The 24,499-nt window shown below is 72.9% G+C and carries 22 protein-coding genes; 15 read left to right on the top strand and 7 right to left on the bottom strand.

Annotated elements, in window-relative coordinates:
* Positions 1-174 precede the first annotated feature (174 nt).
* The 4 genes from ACFC51_RS10010 to ACFC51_RS09995 form a co-directional block, all read right to left on the bottom strand.
* The gene (locus ACFC51_RS10010) at positions 175-864 is read right to left on the bottom strand and encodes a response regulator (RefSeq protein WP_376379946.1); all 690 of its coding nucleotides are present in this window, start codon (positions 862-864) and stop codon (positions 175-177) included.
* Positions 861-2,129: a histidine kinase gene (locus tag ACFC51_RS10005; RefSeq protein ID WP_376379949.1), complete on the bottom strand. Its 1,269-nt coding sequence runs from the start codon at positions 2,127-2,129 to the stop codon at positions 861-863. Before ACFC51_RS10005 ends, ACFC51_RS10010 begins: the two co-directional genes overlap by 4 nt.
* A 131-nt stretch (positions 2,130-2,260) precedes the next feature.
* Positions 2,261-2,539 carry a hypothetical protein gene (locus ACFC51_RS10000; RefSeq protein ID WP_376379952.1) on the bottom strand — a complete coding sequence of 93 codons (279 nt, stop codon included), beginning with the start codon at positions 2,537-2,539 and terminating at the stop codon, positions 2,261-2,263.
* 10 nt (positions 2,540-2,549) lie between these two features.
* Positions 2,550-3,332 carry a PspA/IM30 family protein gene (locus tag ACFC51_RS09995; protein ID WP_014156668.1) on the bottom strand — a complete coding sequence of 261 codons (783 nt, stop codon included), beginning with the start codon at positions 3,330-3,332 and terminating at the stop codon, positions 2,550-2,552.
* A gap of 296 nt (positions 3,333-3,628) precedes the next feature.
* On the opposite strand from ACFC51_RS09995, the gene ACFC51_RS09990 reads away from it, so the two are divergent.
* From ACFC51_RS09990 to ACFC51_RS09980, 3 genes are all read left to right on the top strand, one after another.
* Positions 3,629-4,228 (top strand): DUF3043 domain-containing protein, encoded by a 600-nt coding sequence (locus tag ACFC51_RS09990; protein ID WP_376379955.1) that lies wholly within the window; start codon positions 3,629-3,631, stop codon positions 4,226-4,228.
* Between the two features lie 59 nt (positions 4,229-4,287).
* Positions 4,288-5,022, top strand: a complete 735-nt coding sequence (locus ACFC51_RS09985) for a class I SAM-dependent methyltransferase (RefSeq protein WP_376379980.1) — start codon at positions 4,288-4,290, stop codon at positions 5,020-5,022.
* Between the two features lie 74 nt (positions 5,023-5,096).
* The gene (locus ACFC51_RS09980; RefSeq protein ID WP_376527922.1) at positions 5,097-6,170 is read left to right on the top strand and encodes a S1C family serine protease; all 1,074 of its coding nucleotides are present in this window, start codon (positions 5,097-5,099) and stop codon (positions 6,168-6,170) included.
* A gap of 67 nt (positions 6,171-6,237) precedes the next feature.
* Here ACFC51_RS09980 and ACFC51_RS09975 read toward each other — a convergent pair whose 3' ends face one another.
* On the bottom strand, positions 6,238-6,441 hold the full coding sequence (locus ACFC51_RS09975) for a hypothetical protein (RefSeq protein WP_329227939.1): 204 nt from the start codon (positions 6,439-6,441) through the stop codon (positions 6,238-6,240).
* 85 nt (positions 6,442-6,526) lie between these two features.
* Here ACFC51_RS09975 and ACFC51_RS09970 point away from each other — a divergent pair, with 85 nt between their 5' ends.
* A complete protein-coding gene (locus ACFC51_RS09970) occupies positions 6,527-7,729 on the top strand; it encodes a bifunctional adenosylcobinamide kinase/adenosylcobinamide-phosphate guanylyltransferase (RefSeq protein ID WP_376527920.1) in 1,203 nt (400 codons plus the stop codon).
* Positions 7,730-7,844: 115 nt separating this feature from the next.
* Positions 7,845-8,993, top strand: a complete 1,149-nt coding sequence (gene cobT, locus ACFC51_RS09965) for a nicotinate-nucleotide--dimethylbenzimidazole phosphoribosyltransferase (RefSeq protein WP_376379962.1) — start codon at positions 7,845-7,847, stop codon at positions 8,991-8,993.
* Between the two features lie 4 nt (positions 8,994-8,997).
* On the opposite strand, the gene ACFC51_RS09960 is transcribed toward cobT, so the two are convergent.
* Complete coding sequence (locus ACFC51_RS09960) at positions 8,998-9,768, bottom strand: hypothetical protein (RefSeq protein WP_376379965.1); 771 nt, start codon at positions 9,766-9,768, stop codon at positions 8,998-9,000.
* 87 nt (positions 9,769-9,855) lie between these two features.
* Between ACFC51_RS09960 and ACFC51_RS09955 the strand changes: the two genes are divergently transcribed.
* From ACFC51_RS09955 to ACFC51_RS09920, 8 genes are all read left to right on the top strand, one after another.
* The gene (locus ACFC51_RS09955; protein WP_376527917.1) at positions 9,856-10,638 is read left to right on the top strand and encodes an adenosylcobinamide-GDP ribazoletransferase; all 783 of its coding nucleotides are present in this window, start codon (positions 9,856-9,858) and stop codon (positions 10,636-10,638) included.
* A 150-nt stretch (positions 10,639-10,788) separates the two neighbouring features.
* Positions 10,789-12,339, top strand: coding sequence for a leucyl aminopeptidase (locus tag ACFC51_RS09950; RefSeq protein WP_376379971.1), 1,551 nt, complete (start codon positions 10,789-10,791; stop codon positions 12,337-12,339).
* 344 nt (positions 12,340-12,683) lie between these two features.
* Positions 12,684-14,072 carry a dihydrolipoyl dehydrogenase gene (gene lpdA, locus ACFC51_RS09945; protein ID WP_376379974.1) on the top strand — a complete coding sequence of 463 codons (1,389 nt, stop codon included), beginning with the start codon at positions 12,684-12,686 and terminating at the stop codon, positions 14,070-14,072.
* Between the two features lie 56 nt (positions 14,073-14,128).
* Positions 14,129-15,919, top strand: coding sequence for a 2-oxoglutarate dehydrogenase, E2 component, dihydrolipoamide succinyltransferase (sucB, locus tag ACFC51_RS09940; RefSeq protein WP_376527915.1), 1,791 nt, complete (start codon positions 14,129-14,131; stop codon positions 15,917-15,919).
* 147 nt (positions 15,920-16,066) lie between these two features.
* Entirely contained in the window at positions 16,067-16,690 is a 624-nt protein-coding gene (locus tag ACFC51_RS09935; RefSeq protein WP_376527912.1) for a GntR family transcriptional regulator, read from the top strand.
* A gap of 267 nt (positions 16,691-16,957) precedes the next feature.
* A complete protein-coding gene (aceE, locus tag ACFC51_RS09930) occupies positions 16,958-19,627 on the top strand; it encodes a pyruvate dehydrogenase (acetyl-transferring), homodimeric type (RefSeq protein ID WP_376527910.1) in 2,670 nt (889 codons plus the stop codon).
* 188 nt (positions 19,628-19,815) lie between these two features.
* Positions 19,816-20,784, top strand: coding sequence for a helix-turn-helix transcriptional regulator (locus ACFC51_RS09925; protein WP_376527907.1), 969 nt, complete (start codon positions 19,816-19,818; stop codon positions 20,782-20,784).
* A gap of 83 nt (positions 20,785-20,867) precedes the next feature.
* Positions 20,868-21,386 carry a DUF4240 domain-containing protein gene (locus ACFC51_RS09920; protein ID WP_376528024.1) on the top strand — a complete coding sequence of 173 codons (519 nt, stop codon included), beginning with the start codon at positions 20,868-20,870 and terminating at the stop codon, positions 21,384-21,386.
* 122 nt (positions 21,387-21,508) lie between these two features.
* Here the strand turns inward: ACFC51_RS09920 and ACFC51_RS09915 are convergent, their stop codons facing one another.
* The gene (locus ACFC51_RS09915) at positions 21,509-22,036 is read right to left on the bottom strand and encodes a GNAT family N-acetyltransferase (RefSeq protein ID WP_376527905.1); all 528 of its coding nucleotides are present in this window, start codon (positions 22,034-22,036) and stop codon (positions 21,509-21,511) included.
* 61 nt (positions 22,037-22,097) lie between these two features.
* Between ACFC51_RS09915 and ACFC51_RS09910 the strand changes: the two genes are divergently transcribed.
* Positions 22,098-22,997 (top strand): TIGR01777 family oxidoreductase, encoded by a 900-nt coding sequence (locus ACFC51_RS09910; RefSeq protein ID WP_376527902.1) that lies wholly within the window; start codon positions 22,098-22,100, stop codon positions 22,995-22,997.
* Between the two features lie 178 nt (positions 22,998-23,175).
* Positions 23,176-24,489 (top strand): NAD(P)/FAD-dependent oxidoreductase, encoded by a 1,314-nt coding sequence (locus ACFC51_RS09905; RefSeq protein ID WP_376527900.1) that lies wholly within the window; start codon positions 23,176-23,178, stop codon positions 24,487-24,489.
* The last annotated feature ends 10 nt before the right edge of the window (positions 24,490-24,499 follow it).

Below are 24,499 nucleotides of genomic sequence, written 5' to 3'. Positions count from 1 at the left end.
CTTCTGTGGCGTACGCGGCAGTGGGCGGCTGTTCGGCGACCGCCGGTCCGGCGATCACAGGGGACACAGCCCGCCCATCTATACGATCGCCGGTTCCGTCCGCGAAATCGTCGGCCCCCGGGTTGCCTTTTTATCCCGCGCATACCGCAGCTGGAGTAGCCGGGTCTCCACCCGTCACTCCACCCGGGGACGGACCAGGCCCGATTCGTACGCGATGACCACCAATTGGGCACGGTCCCGGGCCCCGAGCTTCGCCATCGCCCGGTTCACATGGGTCTTCACCGTGAGGGGGCTGACGGCCAGCCGGTCGGCGATCTGGTCGTTGGAGTGCCCTCCCGCGACCTGGACGAGCACCTCGCGCTCGCGCCCGGTGAGCGCGGCGAGGCGCTCGGAGTACTCGGCGCCGTCGGGTCCGTCGGTGCCGGCGCCCGCCTGGGCGAGGAAGCTGGCGATCAGGCCCTTGGTCGCGACCGGGGAGAGCAGCGCCTCGCCCGCCGCGGCGACCCGGATCGCGTTGAGCAGTTCGTCCGGTTCCGCGCCCTTGCCCAGGAAGCCGGAGGCGCCCGCCCGCAACGACTGCACGACGTACTCGTCCACCTCGAAGGTGGTGAGCATGACGATCCGGACCCCCGCGAGGTCCGGGTCCGCACTGATCGTCCGGGTCGCGGCGAGCCCGTCGGTACCCGGCATCCGGATGTCCATCAGCACGACGTCGGCGCGGGTCGAGCGGGCCAGTTCCACCGCCTGCGCCCCGTCGGCGGCCTCACCGACGACCTGCATGTCGGGCTCGGAGTCGACCAGCACCCGGAACGCGCTGCGCAGCAGGGCCTGGTCGTCGGCGAGCAGCACCTTGATGGGCGTCATACGTATCCCCCCGTCGTCCCCACCGCGCCCGGCCGCCCCGGCGCGCGTGTGCGGGACGTGACGGGAAGGATCGCATGGACCCGGAACCCGCCCCCGTAGCGCGGTCCGGCCGTGAGGGTGCCGCCGAGCGCGGTGACCCGCTCGCGCATGCCGATCAATCCGTGCCTTCCGCCGTCGGCCCGGGTCGGGAGGGGGTCGGCTCCCCTGCCGTCGTCGAGCACGGTGACCTCCGCGGTCTCCCCGACCCGTACGACACTCACCTCGGCCTTCGCCCCGGCGCCCGCGTGCTTGCGCACATTGGTCAGGGCCTCCTGGATGATCCGGTAGGCCGCGAGGTCCACCGCGGCGGGCAGCGGGCTGTCCGGATCGGTGCAGGCCACCTCCACGGGGAGCCCGGCGTTGCGGAAGGTGCCGACGAGGGTCTCGAGGACGGCGAGCCCCGGGGCGGGTTCCGTGGGCGCCTCCGGGTCGCCGGACTGGCGCAGCAGCCCGACCGTGGTCCGCAGTTCGTTGAGGGCGGAGCGGCTGGCCTCCCGTACGTGGGCGAGGGCCTCCTTGGCCTGGTCCGGGCGCTTGTCCATGACGTGGGCCGCGACCCCGGCCTGGACGTTGACGAGGGCGATGTGGTGGGCGACGACGTCGTGCAGGTCCCGGGCGATGCGCAGCCGCTCCTCGGCGACCCGCCGGCGGGCCTCCTCCTCGCGGGTGCGCTCCGCGCGTTCGGCCCGTTCCCTGATCGCGTCGATGAACGCGCGTCTGCTGCGTACGGCGTCGCCGGCGGCGCCGGCCAGGCCCGTCCAGGCGAGGACGCCCAGATTCTCCTGGCTGTACCAGGGTGTCGGACCGGCCACCATCGCGGCCATGGCCAGCCCGCCCATGGTGAGCAGGCCGACCCGCCAGGTGGTGGGGCGGTCGGTCCTGGCCGCGACGGTGAAGAGCGCGATGACCGCGCTGATCACGACGGGCGCGGGCGGATCCATCAGGAGGAACTCGACGACGGACAGCAGCCCGGTCACCACGAGCACCGCCATCGGCCTGCGCCGCCGCAGGACGAGCGCTGCGGCGCCGAGCACCATCAGCAGCACGCTCGACGGCTCGGGCACCCGCGCACCGAAGACGGGCCGCCCGTGGCCCGGGTTCGGCTCGGTGAACGACGCGCAGATCATGCAGGCGAGCACGAACACGGCGAGGACCGCGTCGAAGGCGAGGGGATGGCCGCGCAGCCAGCGGGTGGCGCGCACCTGCCCGGTTCCGAGGATGGTCACGTCGCACCACGGTACGGCGTGCCGCCGACGGGCCGGTCGCTGCCGTGTCCGGTCCCCGTCACGGCACGGTGCCCCCGCACCGGCCGGACCGGGGCGGGGGCACCGTGGGGAGTGCGGAGCGGGCTGCCCGGTCAGCCGGGGATCAGCCCGTCGTCACGGAGCATGGAGCGCACCTCTTCGAGGGTGGCGTCGGGTGACGGCAGGATCAGTTCGGACGGTTCGAGGGCGTCGTCGGGGAGCGGCGAGCCGAGCTCGCGCACCTTGTCCAGAAGCGCGTGGAGCGTGGTGCGGAAACCGGGTCCGTCACCGCTCTCCATCTCCGCGAGGAGTACGTCGTCGAGCTCGTTCAGCTCGACGACATGACTGTCGGCCAGGCTGACCTGGCCCTCCCCCATGATCCGTACGATCATGACGCCGCCCTCACTGCTTGTCGAACTTGTGCGGGGACTGCTGCGACTGCGGTGCCGCGTCCTCGGCGCCGCCCTCGATGGCCTGCTGCTGCCCTGCGGAGCCGCCGGCCAGCTCGGCCTTCATGCGCTGCAGCTCCAGCTCCACATCCGTACCACCGGAGATCCGGTCCAGCTCGGCGGCGATGTCGTCCTTCGCCGTGCCGGACGGGTCGTCGAGGGCGCCGGAGGCCAGCAGTTCGTCGATGGCTCCCGCGCGGGCCTGCAGCTGCTGGGTCTTGTCCTCGGCCCGCTGGATGGCCAGGCCGACGTCGCCCATCTCCTCGGAGATGCCGGAGAAGGCCTCCCCGATCCGGGTCTGGGCCTGCGCGGCCGTGTAGGTGGCCTTGATGGTCTCCTTCTTCGTCCGGAAGGCGTCGACCTTGGCCTGCAGCCGCTGGGCCGCGAGGGTGAGCTTCTCCTCCTCGCCCTGCAGCGTCTGGTGCTGCGTCTCCAGATCGGTGACCTGCTGCTGGAGGGCGGCGCGCCTCGACAGCGCCTCGCGGGCCAGGTCCTCGCGGCCGAGCGCGAGCGCCTTGCGGCCCTGGTCCTCCAGCTTGGACGACTGCCCCTGCAGCTGGTTCAGCTGCAGCTCCAGCCGCTTGCGCGAGGTCGCCACATCGGCGACGCCGCGGCGTACCTTCTGGAGCAGCTCGAGCTGCTTCTGGTACGAGTAATCGAGGGTCTCGCGCGGATCCTCGGCCCGGTCAAGGGCCTTGTTTGCCTTCGCGCGGAAGATCATTCCCATACGCTTCATGACACCGCTCATGGGCTTCGCGCGCCCCCTTCTGACGGACTGAGCTCCAGCACTCCAACAGAACCCACAGTACGGGCCCTGTCTCCATTACCGCACTGTTCGAGCACCGATGTGCTCCTCCGCAAGGACGACTGCCGCCGGCGACCGCTCCCGCCCAGGGAGTAGAGGTCCATCAGGGATGACGTCGGCAACGTCCGTTCTGCCCCTGTCGGGACACTTTTCAGGACGCAGGCCGTTGCCGGATCGTTCCCGGCCGGTCCCCGGTACTCCCCGGCGACCCCGTACCCTTGGGTTTTGTGTTCCGTAGCCGTTCCAAGGAAGAGAAGGCCCCCACCGGCAAGGTGACGGCGGACCTCTCCAAGCAGCCCCGCGACCCCCAGGCTCCCAAAGGTCGCCCCACCCCCAAGCGCAGCGACTCCCAGACGCAGCGCCGGCGCGCCTCCAGCGGCGCGCCGACCGATCGCAAGGAGGCCGCGAAGCGCCAGCGCGAAGCCCGCCGGGCGGACCTGGCCCGGCAGCGGGAGGCTCTCGCGTCGGGTGACGAGCGTTATCTGCCGGCGCGTGACAAGGGCCCCGTGCGGCGCTTCGTCCGTGACTTCGTGGACTCGCGCTTCTGCATCGCGGAGTACTTCCTCCCGCTCGCAGTGATCATCCTGATCCTCAGCGTGATCCAGGTCCAGAACATCCAGAACATCTCGCTGCTGCTCTGGCTCGGCGTGATCGTGCTGATCGTCGTCGACTCCATCGGCCTCGGCTTCCGCCTCAAGAAGCAGCTGGCCCAGCGCTTCCCGGACACCCCGAAGCGCGGCGCGGTGGCCTACGGCCTGATGCGCACGCTCCAGATGCGCCGACTGCGTCTTCCCAAGCCGCAGGTCAAGCGGGGAGAGCGGCCCTGAGCACGGAGGCCTCCGGCTTCACGGGGGTTTCCACCCGGTGGCTGAGCGGACTCGGAGGGCTGCGCAACACGGTCCGCCAGGAGCTCGTCGCCCGGCAGCTCGACGAGCAGATAGCCGGGCGCTTCCCCGTGGGGCAGCGGCTGCGTGTGCTCGACGTCGGCATGGGCCAGGGCACGCAGGCGCTGCGCCTGGCGCGGGCCGGGCACTCGGTGACGGGCCTGGAGTCCGACACCGAGATGCTGCGGACCGCGCGGGAGTCCCTGGCGGGCGAGCCCGAGGGAATCCGGGAACGGGTGCGGCTCATCGAGGGCGACGGCCGTGACACCGGGGTGCACTTCCTACCCGGCAGCTTCGACGTGGTGCTCTGCCACGGCGTCCTGATGTACGTCCCCGAACCGGATCCGCTGCTCGCCGGTCTGGCCCGGGTGCTGGCACCCGGGGGGCTGCTCTCGCTGCTCGTGCGCAACGCCGACGCCCTGGCGATGCGGCCGGGGACCGCGGGCGACTTCGCCGGGGCCCTCGCGGCGTTCGACACGGACACCTACACCAACAGGCTCGGCCTCGACGTCCGGGCGGACCGGCTCGACGTGCTGCGGGCCACCCTCGCCGGGATCGCCGCCCCGCTGCACGCCTGGTACGGCGTGCGGGTCTTCACCGACAACGTGGCCAACGAGGCGGAGCTACCCGGCCCCGAGGAGCTGGCGCGGATCTTCTCCGCGGAGGACAGGGCGGGCCGGACCGATCCGTACCGCGGGGTGGCCGCGCTGCTGCACCTGTGCGGGGTACGCGGCTGACCCCTCCGGAGCCGTACGGCTGATCGGCCCAGCACCGCAGGCCGCGCGCGGCGGACCCTGGCGATACTCCGGGAATGGACTCAACCCCTTCCCGCAGCCGGGTACGCCGCTCGCTCACGCCTCTGGCCGCCGGTGCCTGCGCGATCGCGCTGGCAGGCGGCTGCACCGGTCGCGGGCCCGCCCCGGCCGCCGCGCCGGCCCAGCAGGCAGCGGTGTCCCGGGCCGCGGGTGACCTGGAGGACCGGTACCGGTCGGTCATCAGGGACGTGCTGCCCTCGGTCGTGCAGATCGGCGCCGGGGACGGGCTCGGCTCGGGCATCGTCTACGACGACAAGGGCCACATCGTGACGAACGCCCATGTGGTGGGCAGCGAGAAGACCTTCGACGTCAGCGTGGCCACCGGCGAGAAGGTACTCAAGGCCTCCCTCGTCTCCTCCTACCCGGAGCAGGACCTGGCCGTCGTCAAGCTCGACGACGTCCCCGACGGGCTGCGCGCCGCGGAGTTCGGGGACACCGACGAGGTCGAGGTGGGGCAGATCGTCCTGGCCATGGGTTCGCCCCTCGGGCTGTCCAGCAGCGTCACCCAGGGCATCGTCTCGGCCGTGGGCAGGACCGTCAGCGAGAGCAGCTCGGGCGGTGGCACCGGGGCGACGCTCGCCGACATGGTGCAGACCTCGGCGGCCATCAACCCGGGCAACAGCGGCGGCGCCCTCGTGAACCTCGACAGCGAGGTGATCGGCATCCCCACCCTCGCGGCGACCGACCCCCAGCTGGGTGACAGCGCGGCGCCCGGGATCGGGTTCGCCATCCCCGTGTCGATGGTGCGGACGGTCGCCGACCAGATCATCGAGTCCGGCAAGGTCACCGACTCGGGGCGGGCGGCGCTGGACATCACGGGCCGCACGGTCGTCGACGACGACTACCGGCCGGCCGGGGTCGCGATCGTCAGCGCGCGGAAGGGCGGGGCCGCGGAGGAGGCGGGCCTGCGCTCCGGGGACATCATCACCCGGATCGGCGGCACGCGGGTCACCACGATCACCTCGCTCTCGGAGGCCCTGGCGGACGACGAGCCCGGCCAGAAGGTCACGGTGACGTACACCCGGCAAGGCGCGTCGAAGACCGCCGGGGTCACCCTGGGCGAGATCTGAGAGCAACCGGGGCACGACGGCCGTACGGCCCGCCCGGGCAGCCTGTGCGCGGGCGGGCCGGCGGGCCTCAGTCGGCCTGGAGGCTCATCGGGCCGTAGATCTTCGTCGTGTCCTCGAAGAGCGTCACCTGGTGCGCGCCGCCTTCGAGGAGCTCCTTCCAGAACTCACCGATCCAGGACTCCGCGTCGCCCTGGGTCGTGAACTCCTCCGGCTGCAGCGCCGGCTCCGTCTCCGTACCGTCGGACTTCTCGAACCGCCACGTCCACGCCATGTCGCCTCCCGGGTCACGTTGCTCCCCGAAGACTAGTGGGTGTCCCGCGCGCGCAGGTGGTCCGCGGACACGGGAGGATCGACACGTGGAACTGACACTGCTCGGCACCGGAGCCCCCGACGGGCTGCCGCGGCCCGACTGCCCCTGCGCCGTCTGCGCGTCCTCCCGCGGTACGGGGGCCCGCGCGGCGACCGCGCTGCTGGTGGACGACGCCCTGCTCCTGGACCTCACCCCCGGCGCCGTGTTCGCCGCCGCCCGCGCGGGCCGCTCGCTCTCCGCCGTACGGCAGGTGCTGCTGACCCATCCCCACGACGGGCCCGCCATGGAGCTGCCCGACTCGCTCCCGCCTGCGGGGCGTGTCCCCGACGGCCAGGAGCTGACGCTGATCAGCGGGCACCGGATCCGGGCCCTGGCCATGGACGCGCCGGGCACCGGCTACGAGGTGACCTCGCCGGAAGGGGAGCGTCTGCTCTACCTGCCGCCGGGGGCCGCCCCCGCCGGTCTGGCCGACGCCGTGGCGGACCCCTACGACCTGGTCGTGTGCGATGTGATCGCGCGGCCGGACGCCGTGGCAAGACTGCGGGCCGTCGGAGCCGTCGGGCCCGCCACCGAGGTGATCGCCGTCCATCTGGACCACGACGCGCCGGCCGGGGCCGAGCTGGACCGCCGGCTCGCGGCCGGCGGCGCGCGGGCCGTGCCGGACGGGACGACCGTGCCGGTGGGCGCCTACCACCCCGTACCCGAGGTGCCCCGGCGCACGCTGGTCACGGGCGGGGCCAGGTCCGGGAAGTCGGTGGAGGCCGAGCAGCGCCTGGAGACCTTCCCCGAGGTGGTGTACGTGGCCACGGGCGGCCGCCGCGAGGGGGACGCGGAGTGGGACGCCCGGATCGGGCTGCACCGGGAGCGCAGGCCGGCGGCCTGGCGCACCGAGGAGACCTGCGAACTGGCGGGCCTGCTGGAGCAGGACGGCCCGCCGCTGCTGATCGACTGCCTGTCGCTGTGGCTGACCGACGCGATGGACCGGGTCGACGCCTGGGACGACGGCCGGTGGGCGGACGGCGGGGAGGAGAAGCTGCGCGAACGGGTCTCCGAACTGGTCCGCGCGGTGCGCGGGACACGTCGCACGGTCGTCGCCGTGACCAACGAGACGGGGTCGGGCGTGGTCCCGGCGACGGCTTCCGGGCGCCGCTTCCGGGACGAACTGGGCCGCCTGAACGCGGCGTTCGCCGCCGAGTGCGAGCAGGTGCTGCTGGTGGTGGCGGGGCAGGCCCTGGTGCTGCGGAGCTGAACCGCGGGGGGTGTGCGGGGCCGGGGATGCAGGAGGGAGTGCCGGGTACTGTTCCGCAGAGGAGCCCCCCGGTGGGTTCCCGCCCACCCTGTGACGACCCGCGAGGCAGACCCCCGTGAATCTGGACGACTTCTCCGACCTGATCGAACGCCCCGACGGGGGCGTGCGGCGCGATGCCGAGGAACGCAGGGAGCGGCTCGCCGTCCCCGCGGGCGCGCTCGGCCGGCTCGACGAGCTGGGTGAATGGCTGTCGGCCGCCCAGCAGTCGGTCCCGGTCAAGGCGGTCGGACAGCCGCGCGTGGTGCTGTTCGCCGGGGACCACGGGGTGGCGGAGCTGGAGGTCTCGGGCCGCGCCGCCGGCACCACGCACGAGCTCGTCCGGTCGGTGCTGGACGGGGCGAGTCCCGTCGCCGTGCTGGCCCGCCGCTTCTCCGTCCCCGTACGGATCGTGGACGCCGGACTGGACTGCGACCCCGGGCTGCTGCCCGAGGAGGTCGTACGCCACCGGGTGCGGCGCGGCAGCGGCCGGATCGACGTCGAGGACGCGCTGACGGCCGAGGAGGCCGAGCAGGCGGTACGGCTGGGGATGCGGATCGCCGACGAGGAGGCCGACTCCGGCACGGACCTCGTGGTGCTGGGCGATCTGAGCGTCGGCGGCACGACGGCGGCGGCGACCCTGATCGCCGCCCTGTGCGGCACGGACGCCTCGGTGGTGACGGGGCGTGGTGGCGCCGGGATCGACGACCTGGCGTGGATGCGCAAGTGCGCGGCGGTCCGGGACGCGCTGCGGCGGGCCCGGCCGGTCCTGGGCGACCAGCTGGAGCTGCTGGCCGCGGTCGGCGGCGCGGACCTGGCGGCGACGACCGGGTTCCTGCTGCAGAGCGCGGTGCGCCGGATGCCCGTCGTGCTGGACGGGGTGGTCTCGGCCGCCTGTGCGCTGGTGGCGCAGCGGGCGGCCTTCCGGGCACCGGACTGGTGGCTGGCCGGGCAGCTCAGCGGGGAGCCTGCTCAGCTGAAGGCACTGGACCGGATGGCGCTGACACCGCTGCTGGACCACGGGGTGACGGTGGGCGAGGGAAGCGGCGCCCTGCTGGCGCTGCCGCTCGTCCAGGCCGCGGCGGCGCTGGCGGCGGAGCTGCCCGAGCGCGCGGCGGAGCCTGCCGGGGAGGAGCCTTCGAAGGCCCCCGACACCAGGACGCCGGACGCCACGACGCCGGACGCCGAGACCCCGGAGGCCGGGGATCCCGCGGGGACGACCGCCTGAGGCGTCAGGGGCCGCTTCCGGGGCGGGGTGGCAGCGGGGTCCGGTCCGGGGCCCCGCCGATCAGGTCCTGGAAGCGGCGCCGGGGTCCCACCCAGCGCACGTCGTGGTGATAGGCCCTCAGCACCGCCCTGGCGCGCGCCCGGTGGCGGCGGCGGTAGAGGCGGCGGGCCCACAGCGACGCGGGCCGGGCGAGTCTGATCGCGCCGATCAGCGCGACGAACGGGATCAGGGTGCCGATGACCGCCATCCGGGCCTTGCCCTTGAACAGCGTGATCAGCACCAGGCCGAAGTTGAAGACGTAGGTCAGGACGACGCCGAGCCTGTCCTGCTGCTGCTGCCCGGTCAGTTCGTCGACGCCGAGCGGTGAGAAGCCCGCCAGGACGAGCAGGACGAGGGAGGCCGTGAGCACGACGACCTCGACGCTCTGCCGGCCCTCCTCCGTCCAGTACACGTCGTCGAGGTGGAGGATCAGCGCGAACTCGTCGAGGACCAGGCCGGCGCCCACCCCGAAGACCACCGCGAAGATCCCCGCCGCGACGCCGTGCTGACCGCTGGCGACAGCGCCGAAGCCGCCGACCACCGACAGCACGACGCCGGGCACGACGTGATGGACGTGGACACCGCCGGGCGTGATGTTGCCGAACGGCCCCTTCCCCGCCCTGATCATCCTGGTGATCATCCGGGTGATGGCGAAGGTCAGCACGAACGCGCTCAGGGCGAGCAGCAGCGGCAGCTTGCCCGGCTCGACGATGTTCTGCTGGAACCAGTGACCCATGCCACCTCCACCCGGCGGTCCGCGTATGCGGCTTATGGGTCACTCTGCCCAATCCGACGGGCCGCCGCACCGGCTAGCGTGCGCGCGGTGACCTCCCTGAACAGCCACGGCCTGCGCTTCGCCTTCGGCACCCTGACCGCGCTCCCCGTACGCGTCTCCCGCTGGGACCGGGGTGCCGCCCGTGCCGGCATGCTGTGCGCCCCGGTCGCCGGGCTGGCCGTGGGACTGCTCGCGGCCGTCCCCGGGGTGCTCCTCCTGTGGGCCGGGGCGGGCCCTCTGCTGTCGGCGGTCGCCTCCGCCGCGCTCCCCGCGGCGCTGACCCGGGGGCTGCACCTGGACGGGCTGGCGGACACCGCCGACGGGCTCGGCAGCGCCCGGCCCGCCGAGGACGCGCTGCGGATCATGAAGCAGTCGGACATCGGCCCGTTCGGCGTGATCACCCTCGTGTTCGTGCTGCTGGCCCAGGTGGCGGCGCTCTTCGAGCTGTACGGCCGGGGCTGGGCGGAGGGTGCGCTGGGCACGGTCGTCGCCGCCGTCACCGCGCGGCTCGCCCTCACCCTCGCCTCGCGCCGGGGCGTCCCGCCCGCCCGGCCCGAGGGCCTGGGCGCGGCGGTGGCGGGCACCGTGCCGCCCCTGGGCGCGGCGGCCGCGGCCTGCGCGGTGGTCGCGGGGTGCGCGGCGGCCGGTGTGCCGGTGGGCGGATCCGGCGCGGCCCTGCACCATGCCCTCGCCGTCCTCGCCGGCCTCGCGGCCACGCAGCTGATGCTGCGTCACTGCGTACGGCGCTTCGGCGGGGTGACGGGCGACGTGTTCGGCGCCCTGGAGGAGACAGCCGCGACGGTGGCTCTGCTCGCGCTGTCGCCGGGGTGAGTGCCCCGCCCCCGTGAGCGGGACGCAAAGGCGCGCGTAGGCTCATTCCCGGCACATTGCGGCGGGTCCACGATGCGCCGGGCCCGGTCGGCCACCCCTTCGACCCACACAGACCGGCACACAACTCAACGGAAGCGAGATTTCACCACCGTGACTGCTCTCACTCTCAGCACCTCAGGTGCGGCGACGCTGCGCGCCGACGCACTCGTCGTCGGCGTCGCCAAGGGCGCTGGGTCCAAGGCGGGGAACCTGGTCGTCGCGCCGGGCGCCGAGGCCGTGGACAAGGCGTTCGACGGAAAGCTCGCCACCGTCCTGGAGACCCTGGGCGCCTCCGGCGCCGAGGGCGAGGTGACCAAGCTCCCCGCTCCGTCCGGCCTCAAGGCCCCGGTCGTCATCGCGGTCGGCCTCGGTCCGGTCCCGGCGAAGGACGACGCGTACGACGCCGAGGTGCTGCGCCGGGCCGCGGGCAGCGCCGCCCGTGCACTGAAGGGTTCGAAGAAGGCCGGCTTCGCGCTGCCGACGGAGTCCGTCGAGGACGCCGGAGCGGTCGCGGAGGGCGCCCTGCTCGGTGCCTACGCCTTCACCGCCTACCAGGGCGGCGAGAACAAGCTGGCCCCCAAGGGCGCCGGGAGCGGGGCGAAGCTCCCGCTCGGCGAGGTCGCCCTGCTCGGTGCCAAGCCGCGCGACAAGGCGTTCAAGGCGGCCGCCGAGCGCGCCGTCGCGGTCGCCGAGGAGATCAACCGCGCCCGCGACCTGGTCAACACCCCGCCGAACGACCTCTACCCCGAGTCCTTCGCCGCCGTGGCCACCGCCGCCGGCAAGGAGCACGGCATCAAGGTGCAGGTCCTGGACGAGAAGGCGCTCGTCAAGGGCGGCTTCGGCGGTCTGCTCGGTGTCGGCCAGGGCTCCACGCACGGCCCCCGCCTGGTCAAGCTGTCCTACACCCACCCCAAGGCGGAGAAGACGCTCGCCCTGGTCGGCAAGGGCATCACCTACGACTCGGGCGGCATCTCGCTCAAGCCGGCCGGGCACAACGAGACGATGAAGTGCGACATGGCGGGTGCCGCCGCCGTGTTCGCCGCCGTCGTCTCCGCCTCCCGCCTGGGCCTCCAGGTCAACGTGACCGGCTGGCTGGCCCTCGCCGAGAACATGCCGTCCGGCAGCGCCACCCGCCCCGGTGATGTGCTGCGCATGTACAGCGGCAAGACCGTCGAGGTCCTCAACACCGACGCCGAGGGCCGCCTGGTCCTCGCGGACGCGCTGACCCGCGCCTCCGAGGAGAAGCCGGACGCGATCGTCGACGTGGCGACCCTGACGGGTGCCATGGTCCTCGCCCTCGGCAACCGCACCTTCGGTGTCATGGCCAACGACGACGCCTTCCGCACGTCGATCCACGAGATCGCCGAGGAGGTCGGCGAGGCGTCGTGGCCGATGCCGCTCCCCGCCGACCTGCGCAAGGGCATGGACTCCCCGACCGCCGACATCGCCAACATGGGCGAGCGGATGGGCGGCGGCCTGGTGGCCGGACTGTTCCTGCAGGAGTTCGTGGGCGAGGGCATCGCCTGGGCGCACCTGGACATCGCGGGCCCGGCCTTCCACGAGGGCGCCCCCTACGGCTACACGCCCAAGGGCGGTACCGGATCCGCGGTCCGCACCCTGGTGCGGCTGGCGGAGCGCACCGCCGCGGGCGACCTCGGCTGAGTGCCGGAGCCGGCGTCCGCGCACGGACCCGCACGCGAGGTCCGCTCGCGGCGCCGACGGCCCCGGGCATACGCCCGGGGCCGTCGGTGTTGCCCCGGATGGCTCCGACCGGCATTTTTCCGGACATCTGTACGCATCGGTAACCGGCCGGACCCCCTCGTGGTCCGGCTCGGAGCAGGGGCCCGCGTCCCGTCCGCCCTCAACAAGTGCGAAGATGGGTTCTCGGCAGGACAGGGCCCCCACCACAGGGCCGAATAACGCAAGCGGCCGAACACCAGCCGACCGGCCGGTCACACCCCAGCGACGGGGCCCGGCGTACGGCGCACATGCATGGAGGACGTGACGTGGCGAACGACGCCAGCACCGTTTTCGACCTAGTGATCCTCGGCGGTGGCAGTGGCGGTTACGCCGCGGCCCTGCGCGGAGCTCAGCTGGGCCTGGACGTCGCACTGATCGAGAAGGGCAAGGTCGGCGGCACCTGCCTGCACAACGGCTGCATCCCCACGAAGGCGCTGCTGCACGCCGGCGAGATCGCCGACCAGGCTCGCGAGGCCGAGCAGTTCGGCGTGAAGGCCACCTTCGAGGGCATCGACATGGCGGCCGTCCACAAGTACAAGGACGACGTGATCTCGGGCCTCTACAAGGGCCTGCAGGGTCTCGTCGCCTCGCGCAAGGTGCACTACATCGAGGGTGAGGGCCGTCTCTCGTCGCCCACCTCGGTGGACGTGAACGGCCAGCGCGTCCAGGGCCGCCACGTGCTGCTGGCGACCGGCTCCGTGCCGAAGTCGCTGCCGGGCCTGGAGATCGACGGCAACCGCATCATCTCCTCGGACCACGCGCTGAAGCTGGACCGCGTGCCGGCGTCCGCGATCGTCCTGGGCGGCGGCGTCATCGGCGTCGAGTTCGCCTCGGCGTGGAAGTCCTTCGGCACCGACGTCACCATCGTCGAGGGCCTGAAGCACCTGGTCCCGGTCGAGGACGAGAACAGCTCGAAGCTTCTTGAGCGCGCGTTCCGCAAGCGCGGCATCAAGTTCAACCTCGGCACCTTCTTCGACAAGGCCGAGTACACGCAGGACGGCGTGCGGGTGACCCTCGCCGACGGCAAGACCTTCGAGGCGGAGGTCCTGCTGGTCGCGATCGGCCGCGGCCCGGTCTCGCAGGGCCTGGGCTACGAGGAGGCCGGCGTCGCGATGGACCGCGGCTACGTCCTCGTCGACGAGTACATGCAGACCAACGTCCCGACGATCTCGGCCGTCGGTGACCTGGTCCCGACCCTGCAGCTCGCGCACGTCGGCTTCGCCGAGGGCATCCTCGTGGCGGAGCGGCTCGCCGGTCTCAAGACCGTGCCGGTCGACTACGACGGCGTGCCGAAGGTCACGTACTGCCACCCCGAGGTCGCCTCCGTCGGCATCACCGAGGCCAAGGCCAAGGAGATCTACGGCGCGGACAAGGTCGTGGCCCTCAAGTACAACCTCGCGGGCAACGGCAAGAGCAAGATCCTCAAGACCGCGGGCGAGATCAAGCTCGTCCAGGTCAAGGACGGTGCCGTGGTCGGCGTCCACATGGTCGGTGACCGTATGGGCGAGCAGGTCGGCGAAGCCCAGCTGATCTACAACTGGGAGGCGCTGCCGGCCGAGGTCGCGCAGCTCATCCACGCCCACCCGACCCAGAACGAGGCGATGGGCGAGGCCCACCTGGCCCTGGCCGGCAAGCCTCTCCACTCCCACGACTGATCCAGTCCCGGGGACGACCGACCACTTCCGCACTTTCGTAAGGAGCAACTGAAACCATGTCGGTTTCCGTAACCCTTCCGGCGCTCGGCGAGAGCGTCACCGAGGGCACCGTCACCCGCTGGCTGAAGGCCGAGGGCGAGCACGTCGAGGCCGACGAGCCGCTGCTCGAGGTCTCGACCGACAAGGTCGACACCGAGATCCCCGCGCCCGCCTCCGGCGTGCTCGCGTCCATCAAGGTCGCCGAGGACGAGACCGTCGAGGTCGGCGCCGAGCTGGCCGTCATCGACGACGGCTCGGGCGCGCCCGCCGAGGCCGCTCCGGCGGCCGAGCCGGAGGCCGCACCGGCTCCGGCCGAGGAGGCCGCACCGGCCCCCGCCGCCGAGGCGCCCGCCGCCGAGGCCCCTGCCGCCGAGGCCCCCGCCGCCGCTCCGGCCGGTGGCGCCTCGGGCACCGACGTCACCCTCCCCGCGCTCGGCGAGAGCGTCACCGAGGGCACCGTCACCCGCTGGCTGAAGGAGGTCGGCGAGGAGGTCGCGGAGGACGAGCCCCTGCTCGAGGTCTCCACGGACAAGGTCGACACCGAGATCCCCGCCCCGGTCGCCGGCGTGCTGCTGGAGATCGTCGTCGGCGAGGACGAGACCGCCGAGGTCGGTGCCAAGCTCGCCGTCATCGGCGCTCCGGGTGCCGCTCCCGCCGCCGCCCCGGCGGAGGCCGCCCCGGCCCCCGCCGCCGCTCCGGAGCCGGCTCCGGCCGCCCCCGCGGCCCCGGCTCCGGCGCCCGCCCCCGCCGCAGCCGCCCCGGCAGCCCCCGCCGCTCCGGCTCCGGCTCCCGCCGCCCCGGCAGCCCCGGCCGCCCCGGCTCCGGCGCCCGCCGCAGCCGCTCCGGCTCCGGCCGCTCCGTCGGCGCCTTCGGGTGACGACGGCGCGTACGTCACGCCGCTGGTCCGCAAGCTCGCCGCCGAGAACGGCGTCGACCTGGGCGCGGTCAAGGGCACCGGCGTCGGTGGCCGTATCCGCAAGCAGGACGTGGTGGCCGCCGCGGAGGCCGCCAAGGCCGCCGCAGCCGCTCCGGCTCCGGCCGCCGCCGCTCCCGCGGCCAAGGCCGCGCCGAAGGTCGAGGCGTCCCCGCTGCGCGGCCAGACGGTCAAGATGACCCGGATGCGCAAGGTCATCGGCGACAACATGATGAAGGCGCTGCACTCGCAGGCCCAGCTGACCTCGGTCCTCGAGGTCGACATCACCAAGCTGATGAAGCTGCGCAACCAGGCGAAGGAGTCCTTCGCCGCCCGTGAGGGCGTCAAGCTGTCCCCGATGCCGTTCTTCGTGAAGGCGGCGGCCCAGGCGCTGAAGGCCCACCCGGTCGTCAACGCCCGGATCAACGAGGACGAGGGCACCATCACGTACTTCGACTCGGAGAACATCGGCATCGCCGTGGACGCCGAGAAGGGCCTGATGACCCCGGTCATCAAGGGTGCGGGCGACCTGAACATCGCCGGTATCGCGAAGAAGACCGCCGAGCTGGCCGGCAAGGCCCGCGGTGGCGGCCTCACCCCGGACGACATGTCCGGTGCGACCTTCACGGTCAGCAACACCGGTTCGCGCGGTGCGCTGTTCGACACGGTCATCGTGCCGCCGAACCAGGCGGCCATCCTGGGCATCGGTGCCACGGTCAAGCGTCCGGCGGTCATCGAGACCGCCGAGGGCACCGTCATCGGCGTCCGCGACATGACCTACCTCTCGCTCTCCTACGACCACCGTCTGGTGGACGGCGCGGACGCCGCCCGTTACCTGACGACGGTCAAGGCGATCCTCGAGGCGGGCGAGTTCGAGGTCGAGCTCGGCCTCTGAGCCGTACAGCTGTAACCAGCCTCACCAGCGGCGCCCCCGTCCGGAACACTTCCGGGCGGGGGCGCCGCCGTATTGTCTAGACACCACCGGTCGTCTCCGCCGCCGGTCGGTGCAGGCAGCACCGGTTCGTCCCCGAAGGAGCTCCTCATGACCCCGCCCGTCGTCCACTCGCTGCGCGAACAGATCCGCGAGCACATCGTGGAAGGGATAGTCAGCGGGCGCTGGAAGCCGGGCGAACGGATCGTGGAGCGCCGCATCGCGACCGAGCTGGAGGTCAGCCAGACACCCGTGCGCGAGGCGCTGCGGGAGCTGGAGACGCTCCGGCTGATCGAGTCCGCACCCAACAAGGGCGTCCGGGTCCGCAATCTCACCGCGGCCGATCTGGAGGAGAGCTATCCCGTGCGGGCAGGGCTCGAACAGATCGCGGCGGAGCTGGCGGCGCCGGCGCTGGGCGAGGACTGCTCGGCGCTCGCCCCGCACGTGGCGGCGCTGTACGAGGCGGACCGGCTGGCCGACGGCGAGGCGCAGGTGCGGCACACGGTGGCCTTCCACCGGGAGATGGTGCGGGCCGCGGGGAACGCCGTCCTGCTGCACACCTGGGAGGGGCTCGGCATCGAGGTGTTCACGGCCCTGTCGATCCGCTGGCTGGGCACCGTGCAGAAGTCCTACGCCGAGGAGCACGAGGCGCTCATCGAGGCGTTCCTCCGGCAGGACCCGCAGATCGCCGTGCTGGTCAAGGAGCACGTCCTGGGGTGCGCGCCGCGCGCCTGACCGGCCGGGGACAGCGGCGCCCATCTGCGGCGCAGGGCGCTCGGCCGTGCAGGACAGTGCCCGTTTCACCCCCTTGATCCCGTCACTCCGTGCCCCCTTTCGCGGCACCGCATGCCACTTTTCTTCATATCGAGAAGTTTTGCCCTTCACCCTTTGATCGATCATCGATCGGCGACTTACAGTTCAGTCGCGGGCCCACCGGCCCGATCGCCCTGTCCTGCCAGTCAGGGCCTTCTCCACCCCCTCCCACTCCGGAAGGCGGCGATCATGACCGACCCCGTAGCACAGCTTCCGAGCGAGCTCGACCAGCTCCCGGACCGCGACCCCGAGGAGACCGCCGAGTGGGCGGCCTCCCTGGACGCCGTCACCAAGGCCGCGGGCCCGCACCGCGCCGCGTACCTGATGCGGCGTTCGCTCCAGCACGCTGAGGGCGCCGGCATCGCGCTGCCCAAGCTGCTGGAAAGCGATTACGTCAACACCATCCCCACCTCCGCCGAGCCCGCGTTCGACGGCGACCTGGAGATGGAATCGAAGATCACCGCGTGGAACCGCTGGAACGCGGCCGCGATGGTCACCCGTGGCGCCCGGTACGGCGTCGGCGGTCACATCGCCACGTTCGCCTCGGCGGCCTGGCTGTACGAGACCGGCTTCAACCACTTCTTCCGCGGCAAGGAAGGTGACGGCTCCGGCGACCAGCTCTACATCCAGGGCCACGCCTCGCCCGGCATCTACGCCCGCGCCTTCCTCGACGGCCGCCTCAGCGAGCAGCAGCTCGACAACTTCCGCCAGGAGTCCGGGGGCGACGGGCTGCCGTCGTACCCGCACCCCCGGCGGCTTCCCTGGTTGTGGGAGTTCCCCACGGTGTCGATGGGCCTCGGCCCGCTCTCGGCGATCTACCAGGCGCGCTTCAACCGCTATCTGACCAACCGCAAGATCAAGGACACGTCGAACTCGCACGTCTGGGCCTTCCTGGGCGACGGCGAGATGGACGAGCCCGAGTCGACCGCGGCCCTCGCCCTCGCGGCGCGTGAGCAGCTCGACAACCTGACCTTCGTCATCAACTGCAACCTGCAGCGCCTCGACGGCCCGGTCCGCGCGAACTTCCGCGTGGTCCAGGAGCTCGAAGGCGCTTTCCGCGGGGCCGGCTGGAACGTCGTCAAGACGCTCTGGGGCTCCGCCTGGGACGAGCTGTTCCAGCTGGACACCACGGGCGCGCTGATCCGCCGCCTCCGCGAGGTCCCGGACGCGCAGTTCCAGACGTACGCCACCCGCGACGTGGCCTACATCCGCGAGCACTTCTTCGGCGCCGAGCCCGCCCTCGCCGAGCTGGCGAAACTACTGAGCGATGCGAAGATCGCCGAGTGCTTCTACAGCTCCCGCGGCGGCCACGAGGCCCGCAAGGTGTACGCGGCCTACCGCGCCGCCCTGGAGCACAAGGGCGCGCCGACCGTGATCCTGGCCCAGACGGTCAAGGGCTACACGCTGGGCAAGGGCTTCGAGTCCAAGAACGCCAACCACCAGATGAAGAAGCTGTCGATCGACGAGTTCAAGGGCATGCGCGAGCTGCTCGGCCTCCCGATCCCGGACAGCGCCTTCGAGGACGGGCTGGTTCCCTACGGCCACCCGGGCGCCGACTCCCCCGAGGTCCGCTACCTCCAGGAGCACCGTGCCGCCCTCGGTGGTCCGGCCCCCGCCCGCCGGGTGCACGCCGTGGCGCTGCCGGAGCCGGAGGAGCGCGCGTTCAAGGCCCTGTACAAGGGGTCCGGCAAGCAGGAGATGGCGACCACCATGGCGTTCGTCCGCCTGGTGAAGGACCTGATGCGGGACAAGGAGACCGGCAGGCGCTGGGTCCCGATCGTCCCGGACGAGGCCCGTACCTTCGGTATGGAGTCGCTGTTCCCCTCGGCGGGCATCTACTCGCCGCTCGGCCAGACGTACGAGCCGGTCGACCGCGACCAGCTGATGTACTACAAGGAGGCCAAGGACGGCCAGATCCTCAACGAGGGGATCACCGAGGCCGGTGCCATGGCCGACTTCATCGCCGCCGCTTCGTCGTACGCGACGCACGGCGAGACGATGATCCCGTTCTACATCTTCTACTCGATGTTCGGCTGGCAGCGGACCGGCGACCAGATGTGGCAGCTCGCCGACCAGCTCGGCAAGGGCTTCATCGTCGGCGCCACGGCCGGCCGCACGACCCTGACGGGTGAGGGCCTCCAGCACGCGGACGGCCACTCGCACCTGATCGCGTCCACGAACCCGGCATCGCTCAACTACGACCCGGCGTTCGCGTACGAGATCGCGGTGATCGTCAAGGACGGTCTGCGCCGGATGTACGGACCGCAGCCCGAGGACGTCTTCTACTACCTGACGGTCTACAACGAGCCGAAGCAGCAGCCCGCGATGCCGGAAGGCGTCGAGGACGGCATCGTCAAGGGCCTGTACCGCTTCAAGGAGGGCACACCCGCCACGGCGGACGCCCCGCGTCTCCAGCTGCTGGGCTCGGGCACGGCGATCCACTGGGCCCTCAAGGCCCAGGAGCTGCTGGCCGCCGACTGGGGTGTCACGGCGGACGTCTGGTCCGCCACCTCGTGGGGCGAGCTGCGGCGCGAGGCGCTGGAGTGCGACGAGGCACTGCTCCGCGGTGAGCAGCGCGTGCCGTACGTGACCCAGGCGCTCTCCGGCGCGCCGGGCCCGGTCCTCGCGGTGAGCGACTGGATGCGTGCGGTCCCGGACCAGATCAGCCAGTGGGTGGAGCAGGACTGGTCCTCGCTCGGCACGGACGGCTTCGGCCTCTCCGACACCCGTGAGGGTGCCCGCCGCCACTTCGGCGTCGACGCGGAGTCCGTCACGGTCGCCGCGCTGGCCCAGCTGGCCCGGCGCGGCGAGATCCCGGCCTCCAAGGTCAAGGAGGCCCGGGAGCAGTACGGCCTCTGAGCACCCGGCCGTCGGCTCCCGCCGCACGGCTCGGCTCCACACCGCAGGGCGGGCCCGCTTCGGGCCCGCCCTGCGGGCGTCCCGGGCCACGGGGTACTCCTGCCGACCTGGCGGCGGCCCGGCACCGAGCTGCGCGCCGTCTCCGGGGCGGGCGCAGGCGGTGCGGCGCGGGGACGCACAATGGCCGCATGCGTGCTGCCCGCCTGATCAAGATGGTGCTGCTCCTGCAATCCCGGCCGTCCATGACCGGCGCCGAGCTGGCCGGGGAGCTGGAGGTGTCGGAGCGCACCGTGGCCCGGGACGCCCAGGCGCTCTCCGAGGCGGGTGTGCCCGTCTACGCCGACCGCGGCCGGGCCGGCGGCTACCGGCTGGTGGGCGGCTACCGGACACGGCTCACCGGGCTGGCCCGCCACGAGGCCGAGGCGCTCTTCCTGTCCGGGCTGCCCTCCGCCCTGCGCGAGATGGGGCTCGACGACGCCGCATCGGCCGCGCGGCTGAAGGTCTCGGCCGCCCTGCTCCCCTCGCTCCGGGACGCCTCGCACAGCGCCGCGCGACGGTTCCACCTGGACGCCCCCGGCTGGTACCACGACCCGGTCACCCCTGAGCTGCTGCCCGCCGTCGCGGAGGCCGTCTGGGACGACCGGCTGGTCCGGGCCCGCTACCGGCGCCGGTCCTCGGACGAGGTGGAGCGGGAGCTGGCCCCGTACGGACTCGTCCTGAAGGCGGGCGTCTGGTACCTCTGTGCCCGCGCCGGCGAGGACTTCCGGGTGTACCGGATCGACCGGTTCACCGCGGTCGCCGTGTCGCAGACGCGTTTCGTACGGGACGAGGACTTCGACCTGCCGCGCTTCTGGGAGGAACGGGCCGCGCAGTTCGCCCGGTCGATCCTGCGGACGGAGGTGACCGTGCGGCTGTCGCGGGAAGGGGCACGGCGGCTGCCGCACGTGGTGGACCGGGCCGCCGCCGAGGAGGCGCTGGCCGGGGCCGCCGGAGCGGACGGCGACGGGCTGCGCACGGTGGCCCTGCCGGTGGAGTCGCTGGAGGTGGCCTACGACCAGCTGCTCACGCTGGGACCGGAGGTGGAGGTCCTCGCACCGGCGGCCCTGCGCGAACGCATGGCCGATACCGCCGAACGAATGCGCGACCTCTACCGCTGAAGTGGCCCGGAAGTGATGCCGAAGGCTTCATTTCGGTGTCTGCGCGTGCGTCGCCCGCCCCCGGGGCAGATGCTGGACCAGTGATGGACGAGACGGAGTTCTGGGAGATCATCGACCGCAGCCGCGAGGCCGCCGAGGGCGACCCCGAGGAGCACGCCGACCTGCTCGTCGAACGGCTGGTGCGGCTCGACCCCGACTCCGTGCTGGACTTCGCCCGGCACTTCGAGGCCCGCTACAACCGCGCGTACCGATGGGACCTGTGGGGCGCTGCGGCCGTCCTGCTGGGCGGCGCGAGCGACGACGCGTTCGACTACTTCCGCTGCTGGCTGATCGCGCAGGGCCGCGAGGTCTTCGAGGGCGCCGTGCACGACCCGGACAGCCTGGCCGAGCTGCTGGACGACTTCGACGAGGAGCTCGACGGGGACGGGGAGGACCTCGGCTACGCCGCCGACGAGGCCTACGAACAGCTCACCGGTGTCGTCACCCCCGACCTGGGGCTGCCGCCGCAGCCCACGGAACCGGCCGGCACACCCTTCGGCTTCGACGACGCAGCGCTGGCGGAGCGCTTCCCCGCGCTCTGGGAACGCTTCGGACCGGCCTGAGGCAGGGGCCGGGGCCTGCTCCTTCGTCCTTGGTCCCTGGTCCCTGGCTCCTGTCCCTTGATCCCTGATCCCTGATCCGCTGATCCCTGATCCCTGATCCGCCCGACGATCCGTGCCCTCGGTCAGGCCGCCGTCGAGCGGCCCATCAGGACGTCGTCGACGTACCGGCCGCCCAGGAAGAACTCCCCTAGCAGTACGCCTTCCACGGTGAAGCCCTCCGCCTCGTAGAGCGCCCGCGCGGCGGTGTTGTGCCCGAGCACGCGCAGGGTGATCCGTCCGGCGCCCTGCCGTCGCGCCTCCGCGAACGAGGCGCGGAGCAGCGCCCGTGCGACGCCCTGGCGCCGTGCCCAGCCGGCGACGGCGAGGCCCTGTATCTGGCGCACATGGGCGTTGCAGGCGAGCGGCGTGGGGCGCCCCAGCCGGAGATAGCCGGCCGGGCTCACCCCGCCCGCGCCGGTGACCGCGTCCGCGACGAGGTAGTCGCCGGGCGGGTGCCGGTCGTCGAAGAAAGGCGGGTACGGCGGCTGCGGCCTCGGCTGGACGGCGTGGAGCGTCGACCAGGTGGCCCGGTCGAGCTCCCCGAGGGCGGTCTCGTCCCCGGGCACGGCGGGACGGACGGGGCGGAGGGACCGGAAGTGCGGCTCGGACATGCGCGCCACTGTGCCACGTCCCTTCCGCGTGACCGGCGGCCCATGGGGCAGGATGGGCGTCATGCTGCGCTCCCGAATCGCCGTCTCCGGATCCACCGGCCTCATCGGAGCGGCGCTCGTGCGCTCGCTGCGTGCAGACGGGCACGAGGTGGTGCGCCTGGTGCGCCGCCCGGCCGCCACGGGCGACGAGGTGGAGTGGGATCCGAAGCGGCAGCACGTCGACGTGGCCGGACTGGCCGGCTGCGACGCGGTCGTCCACCTGGCCGGCGCCGGAGTCGGGGACCACCGGTGGACCGAGGCGTACAAGCAGGAGATCCGCGACAGCCGGGTGCTGGGCACGGCGGCCGTCGCCGAGGCGGTGGCCTCGCTCGACACCCCGCCGAAGGTACTGCTGTCCGGGTCCGCCATCGGCTTCTACGGCGACACCGGGGACCGTGCCGTGGACGAGGGCGCACCGCCCGGCGAGGGCTTCCTGCCGTCCGTCTGCGTGGAGTGGGAGGAGGCGACGGCTCCCGCCGAGGAGGCGGGGGTGCGCACGGTCCATGCCAGGACCGGTCTGGTGGTCTCCCGCAAGGGCGGCGCCTGGGGGCGCCTCTTCCCGCTCTTCAAGGCGGGCATCGGCGGACGGATGGGGAACGGCCGGCAGTACTGGAGCTTCATCGCGCTGCACGACCACATCGCGGCCCTGCGGCACATCCTGGACACGGAGACGCTCTCGGGTCCGGTGAATCTGACGGGCCCCTCCCCCGTCACCAACGGCGAGGTGACGGCCGCGATGGGCAGAGTGCTGCGGCGCCCCACCCTGTTCACCGCCCCGGCGCCCGCCCTGAAGGCGGCCCTCGGGGAGTTCTCCGGGGACGTCCTGGCCAGTCAGCGGGTGCTGCCCGGCCAACTTCTCGATTCCGGCTTCGCGTTCGCCTTCCCCGGCATCGACGACGCCATCCGCGCCGCCCTGCGCTGACCAGGGCCGCCCCGGCCCCCGCGCCGGGCCGCCGTGCGACCCCGTGCACCGGTGCCCTGGGTGCGTGCGACTGCTCCTCTCTCGGCCATACGCCTAGCCTCGACCCGAACTCGGGCATTCCGGGGGCCTGTTGGGGGCAATAGCCCCCCACCAGTCGCACCGACTCGGGGAGGGGCACGTGCTCACGGCACACACAGCAGACCACGCGGATGTGGTCATCATCGGGGCCGGGATCGCCGGCCTGTCGGCCGCCCACCAGCTGATCAGCGCGGGAGTGGGCGTCACCGTCCTGGAGGCCGCCGCACAGGTGGGCGGCCGGATGGCCACCCATGACGTGGACGGTTTCCGGCTCGACCATCTGGGGCCGCTGCTCAGTTCCGCGTATCCGGAGCTGGGCACCACCCCGGGGCTCGAAGGGCTGGTCCTCCGGGACTTCGCCCCCGGGGTGCTCGTCCACAGCGAGGGGCGGCAGTACCGCGCCGGGGACGTGCGGAGCGCGCGGGGCGCACTTCGCGCCGTACGCTCCCGACCGAGCGCCCCCCGCGCGCCCCTCGGTGGGGCGATCGAGCAGGCGAGGCTCGGGGCCTGGCTGGCCCGGCTCGCCACCACTCCGGAGTCCCGGATCCTGGCCCGGCCCGACAGGCCGGCGGCGGAGACGGTCTCGGGGCGCGGCCTCTCCTCCCGCGTCGTCGGCGGCTTCCTGCACCCGCTGCTCACGGCGCTCCTCAACGATCCCACGCTCACCACGTCCAGCCGCATCGCCGAACTCACGCTGCGGGACCTCGCGCGCGGCCGGCTCTGCGTCCCCTCGGGCGGTTCCGCGACGCTGCCCGAGCTGCTGGCCGCCGCCCTGCCACCGGGGACGGTGCGGACGGGGGTCCATGTGACGGCCGCCGACACCACGTCCGTGCGCACCAAGGAGCACGGCGAACTCGGCTGCCGGTCGCTGCTGCTGGCCACCGGGGCGGGGGCCGCGGCCGAACTGCTGCCGGGCCTGCGGGTGCCCGCGTTCCACCCGGTGACCGTGCTGCACCACACCGCCGCGGAGGCGCCGTCGACGGGCGCCCGTCTGCTGCTGGACGCGGACCGTTCGGGGCCGGTGGCGTACACCGCCGTGATGAGCGAGGTCGATCCCTCACGCGCCCCGCGCGGCCGGGCCCTGATCACCTCCACCGTGCTCGGCGCGCAACCGCCGGACCTCGACCGCTCGGTGCGGGCGCATCTCGCCAGGCTGTACGGCACCCCCACCGACGGCTGGGAGCTGCTGGCCTCGCACCACGACCCTGAGGCCGTGCCTGCCATGCCACCGCCGCACGACCCGCTGCGGCCGGTCCGGGTGCTCGCCGGGCTGTACGTGTGCGGCGACCACCGCGACACCGGCACGGTCCAGGGCGCCCTGCGCTCCGGCGGGCGCGCCGCCTCGGCGATCCTCGCGGACCTGGGGGTGCGCCGGCCGAACCCGGACGGCGTGGGCCTGCCCGCCGCCGCGTAGAGGCGCTCCG

It is taken from the genome of Streptomyces sp. NPDC055962 (assembly GCF_042270185.1).
Classification (GTDB): Bacteria; Actinomycetota; Actinomycetes; order Streptomycetales; family Streptomycetaceae; genus Streptomyces.
This window is presented reverse-complemented; position numbering and strand designations above follow the sequence as displayed.